The sequence below is a fragment of the Psychrobacter sp. YGAH215 genome (assembly GCF_007280595.1).
Taxonomy (GTDB): domain Bacteria; phylum Pseudomonadota; class Gammaproteobacteria; order Pseudomonadales; family Moraxellaceae; genus Psychrobacter; species Psychrobacter faecalis.
The window spans coordinates 1-4,319 of record NZ_VKLR01000048.1; the positions used below are offsets into that span (position 1 = coordinate 1).

5 protein-coding genes and 2 pseudogenes are annotated in these 4,319 nt (G+C 40.8%); 4 read left to right on the top strand and 3 right to left on the bottom strand.

The genetic code is table 11. The features are described from left to right. The 4 genes and pseudogenes from FOR85_RS12360 to FOR85_RS12375 all read left to right on the top strand — a co-directional run. Positions 1-114, top strand: a pseudogene (locus FOR85_RS12360) (IS982 family transposase); the annotation flags it as partial. A gap of 79 nt (positions 115-193) precedes the next feature. After that, the gene (gene trxB, locus FOR85_RS12365) at positions 194-1,216 is read left to right on the top strand and encodes a thioredoxin-disulfide reductase (protein ID WP_144298152.1); all 1,023 of its coding nucleotides are present in this window, start codon (positions 194-196) and stop codon (positions 1,214-1,216) included. Further along, on the top strand, positions 1,217-2,059 hold the full coding sequence (gene aat, locus FOR85_RS12370) for a leucyl/phenylalanyl-tRNA--protein transferase (protein WP_144298153.1): 843 nt from the start codon (positions 1,217-1,219) through the stop codon (positions 2,057-2,059). It abuts the gene before it with no gap. 105 nt (positions 2,060-2,164) lie between these two features. Further along, a complete protein-coding gene (locus FOR85_RS12375) occupies positions 2,165-2,602 on the top strand; it encodes a MerR family transcriptional regulator (RefSeq protein ID WP_144298154.1) in 438 nt (145 codons plus the stop codon). Positions 2,603-2,648: 46 nt separating this feature from the next. On the opposite strand, the gene rimI is transcribed toward FOR85_RS12375, so the two are convergent. The 3 genes and pseudogenes from rimI to FOR85_RS12390 all read right to left on the bottom strand — a co-directional run. Then, positions 2,649-3,146, bottom strand: a complete 498-nt coding sequence (gene rimI, locus FOR85_RS12380; RefSeq protein WP_223808637.1) for a ribosomal protein S18-alanine N-acetyltransferase — start codon at positions 3,144-3,146, stop codon at positions 2,649-2,651. A 30-nt stretch (positions 3,147-3,176) separates the two neighbouring features. Next, positions 3,177-3,989: a 2OG-Fe(II) oxygenase gene (locus tag FOR85_RS12385; protein WP_144298155.1), complete on the bottom strand. Its 813-nt coding sequence runs from the start codon at positions 3,987-3,989 to the stop codon at positions 3,177-3,179. A gap of 243 nt (positions 3,990-4,232) precedes the next feature. Continuing rightward, positions 4,233-4,319, bottom strand: a pseudogene (locus FOR85_RS12390) (elongation factor Tu); the annotation flags it as partial.

Sequence of the window (4,319 nt, forward strand, 5' to 3'; positions counted from 1 at the left end):
TGGCATTTGTCTCATCGATTGATTCGTAAGATTCTTTCACACAATCTATGCTTTGTACTCAACAAAAAACTTGGTAACCCGCCTCTTCAGTTTGATTTGCTTATTTCAAGTTGAGAGTGGGGTAACATTTATCATTTGTACCACGTATTTTAATTTTTATATTTCTTATTTAGATAGCAAGCAAGGAAATTTTATGGCAACTGATATCACGGCTCCGCGCCACGAAAAACTCATTATTTTAGGCTCAGGCCCTGCCGGTTACGCCGCTGCCGTTTATGCAGCACGCGCCAACCTAAAGCCTGTTATGGTCACGGGTTTAGAAGTTGGTGGGCAGCTAACCACGACTACTGAAGTCGATAACTGGCCAGGCGATGCGCACGATTTGACCGGTCCTGCGCTTATGGATCGTATGAAAGCCCATGCCGAGCGCTTTGGTACCGAACTGGTCTACGACCATATCAATGAAGTCAATTTGAATGAGCGTCCTTTTACGCTAATCGGTAATAACGGTAGCTATACTTGTGATGCCTTGATTATCTCAACGGGTGCTTCTGCGCAGTATTTAGGCTTAGAGTCAGAAAACAAATTCCGCGGCCTTGGCGTATCAGCTTGTGCCACCTGCGATGGTTTCTTTTATAAAAACCAAAAAGTCGCGGTCATTGGTGGTGGTAATACCGCCGTTGAAGAGGCTTTATACTTATCAAACATCGCCTCTGAAGTGACGCTAGTCCATCGCCGCGACAGCTTGCGCTCTGAGAAAATCCTACAAGATAAGCTGTTTGAAAAGGTTAAAAACGGTAACATCAAAATCGAATGGAACCATAAAGTTCGCGAAGTCGTCGGCGATGATATGGGTGTCAATGGGTTGGTCATCGAATCGATGCTTGATGGCAGCACCAAGCAATTAGACGTATTTGGCATGTTTGTCGCCATTGGTCATAAGCCAAATACAGACTTGTTCAAAGGCCAGTTAGAAATGAAAGATGGCTACTTAATCGTTAATAGCGGTCTAAATGGCAATGCCACCCAAACCAGTATCGAGGGCGTATTTGCCGCGGGTGACGTCGCCGACCACGTTTATCGTCAAGCCATTACTTCGGCGGGTACTGGCTGTATGGCAGCGCTTGATGCCGAAAAATATTTGGACGCTATGGGTGAAACAGTCGCTCGTGACCACACTTATGCTTCCACATTGACTGAAGATAAAGAAGCATAAATGAGCGATTTTGCTAAAGATAACGACCGCATTGATATTAATATTAATGCGGCTGCTATAGCGCCTGAAACTTTTCGTCAATACATAAAAAGTCTTGGGCGTTATAATTTTCCCGATCCTGCGATGGTGGACCCTGATGGCATCGGTATCGTTGCTGTCGGCGGAGATTTAGCACCGGAAACGCTAATTTCAGCTTATGCGCAAGGATTATTTCCATGGTTTAATGAAGATGACCCTATCGCTTGGTGGTGCCCTGAGCCGCGCTGTGTCATGGTGCCAAAGGATTATAAGCCGAGTAAATCACTACGTAAACAAGCGGGTCGCGAACGTTGGCAGTTGACCCTCAATCAAGCGTTCGATGATGTTATCCATGCTTGTAGCTTACCGCGTAGCGATGGTTTCAATGCCGCGCTACCTGAGGGCGAACATACTTGGATTCATAGTGAAATGATTGACGCCTATACTGAGCTACACGCGCAAGGCTTTGCGCATAGCATTGAGGTTTGGGATGATAAGCAGCATCTAATTGGCGGTTTATATGGCTTAAAAATAGGCGGTATTTATTTTGGCGAATCAATGTTTCATGTTGCTTCAAATGCTTCAAAACTCGCTTTTTGGGGCTTAATGCGTTTATGTGAGCAAAGCCATGTCGAATTGGTAGACTGTCAGCTACCAAACGACCATTTATTAAGTTTGGGAGCTGAAATCTTGCCACGCGCTAAGTTTTTGCTAGAGCTAGATACTTTAATTGGCAGCCGTTCAGTCAAATGGCAAAAAAACTCTCATCAACCTTTAGCGGTCTCACTTCTCGATAAACCTCAGCCTTGGCAATTGAAAGTATAAAGTAAACTTAAATAAATCTATTTATAGTTAAACATAGTAACGAATAATGCTTGCTATCATTTTTTACACAATTAGTAATTTAGGTATTTTACTTACGAGGTCAGCATGGCACCCGACACAGCGTTTTTATTGATTGGCACACTAGCGGCGCAGGCCAATACCACCAAAGATACCATTCGTCATTACGACCAATTGGGGTTACTAAAATCTCGCAAACGCCAAGCAGGCTCCCGACTTTATACCGAGTTTCATCCCGAATGCGTCGAGCGTATCGAGCTCATCAAAAGTGCTCAAGCCATTGGTTTTACATTAACTGAAATCAAAGACAGCTTAAATGATTATTACGATGGTCAACTTGATATTGATTTGCAGCTAAGCCTTACGGAGCAGAAATTGGCGCAAGTTAAAAAACAGCAAACGACAATTAATCTGATGATAGAAATGTTGGCTGAACGCATCGAGGTGCTTGAACGCATGAAAACCGATAAAAATTATCTCTCTAATATCGAAATCTGCAAAAAGAAAATACCGCCGCAAGCATGATTTCACTCTTTTTTAATAACTATTTACTCTTCTAAACAACCAATTGCTAATCATAAACTCGTTGCAGGATTAATGCATCGACAGAAGGTTGATGTGGCAGTTGATAATAATTTTTACGTGTATGAATCACAGCAAACGCTTGCTGCTCATATAAAGCAAGCGCTGGTGCATTATCTGCGCGCACTTCTAATAATAAGCTCTCTACCTTATTATTTATTAACTCATTATTTAATGTAGCAAAAAGCTGCGAGGCAATACTTTGACGCTGATAGTCAGGATGGGTGCCAATACGCAGTATCTCTGCTTGCTCAAAAATTACTTGATAGAGGCAGTAGCCAATGACTTTATTATTATCGGCTCCGCCCTTTTTGTTATTTTCCTCATAAACAACCAGCATACGGATGCTATCTTGCTTAAGCAGTTCAACCAACGCCTGATAGGTCCACGCGTCATGCGGCTGAACCATAGATTCAATCGTAGCTATTGCTTCAATAGTAGATTCGAACTTTGCTAATTTTTCACGCAAATCACTTATAACGTACACAAGTCACCTTATAGTTTATAATGCAAAAGCCTAAGATAAGTAAGGTTTTTCACGCAACCAAACTGTTGACAAGTACTTGATGCCTTTAGTAACTGGCATACCCGCATGTAATGTCATCTCATCAATTTCACCGTCTAAATCCACATTCGAAAAGAATATGGCTCTACCAGTCTTTGGACGCACTTCAAAGTTCAATTTAGGAAACCTAGTTGATCCACCAGCCTCAACTTCCGATAAAAACATCAAAAAAGTACCTACACGTTGACCACTTTCTTGCATTATCTGGCTACTGCCTGCTTTATTAGGGTTAAAATAATCATAATGTGGTTTGTATTCACCACCATTTTCATATTTCAATACTAGCAAACCCTCACCATGATTAGCGGGCCAATTTAATAACTCGGCAATACGTGATTCAATAGCTTTTACAAGTTTATGTGAGCTTTTACTATGACTAACGCTTTGACTAATCCTAGATTTAGACTCAATTCTAGTACCGTCATCATCATTCACAACTCTAGAGGTTTTAAACTTGTCCTGAGACATTTTAATAAGAGCAGTGCATTCTTCTGTACTCAAAAAGTCATCAAGCACAACAATATAAGGATTATGACAAGCGTAGCTTATAGAAAGTTCCTTATCACTCAAAGTAACTTTATTCTCAGTTAAACTTATATATGGTATGTTTAGATTCTTACTACTTTTATCCATTAGTTCATAGGCAGCATCTGTCCATCCACGTTTAGACAATTCTGAAGCTACCTTGTTGGCTGGTACACCTTTTAAAAGAGATACCTTTATCCAATCTCTCCATTCTTTATTCAAATTCTTCAGACCACTCATTCTTATCTCTCCTTAACGGATAAATTGAATAATGTTATCAATTTCATATTAAAATAGATAGGACTATAAAAAGGTCGTATTGAATTCCAGATATAGAGTGATACTACTAAACAATCATATGATTATCTTAAAAAAAATAAGGGGCTGTCCTAGATAACTACCACAAAAAAAAGCCACCCTCAATGAGGATGGCTTTTCGACTAATATTTTAACTTTCTCAGATAACTCTGAATGAGTTAAATCTTAGTTCAATACGTTAGCAACAACACCAGCGCCTACGGTACGGCCGCCTTCACGAATTGCGAAGCGAAGACCTTTGTCCATAGCGAT

Excerpts from the sequence above, each read along its gene's own strand:
- aat (WP_144298153.1), top strand. The coding sequence starts at position 1,217 with ATGAGCGATTTTGCTAAAGATAACGACCGCATTGATATTAATATTAAT.
- FOR85_RS12385 (WP_144298155.1), bottom strand. The coding sequence starts at position 3,989 with ATGAGTGGTCTGAAGAATTTGAATAAAGAATGGAGAGATTGGATAAAG.
- trxB (WP_144298152.1), top strand. The coding sequence starts at position 194 with ATGGCAACTGATATCACGGCTCCGCGCCACGAAAAACTCATTATTTTA.
- FOR85_RS12375 (WP_144298154.1), top strand. The coding sequence starts at position 2,165 with ATGGCACCCGACACAGCGTTTTTATTGATTGGCACACTAGCGGCGCAG.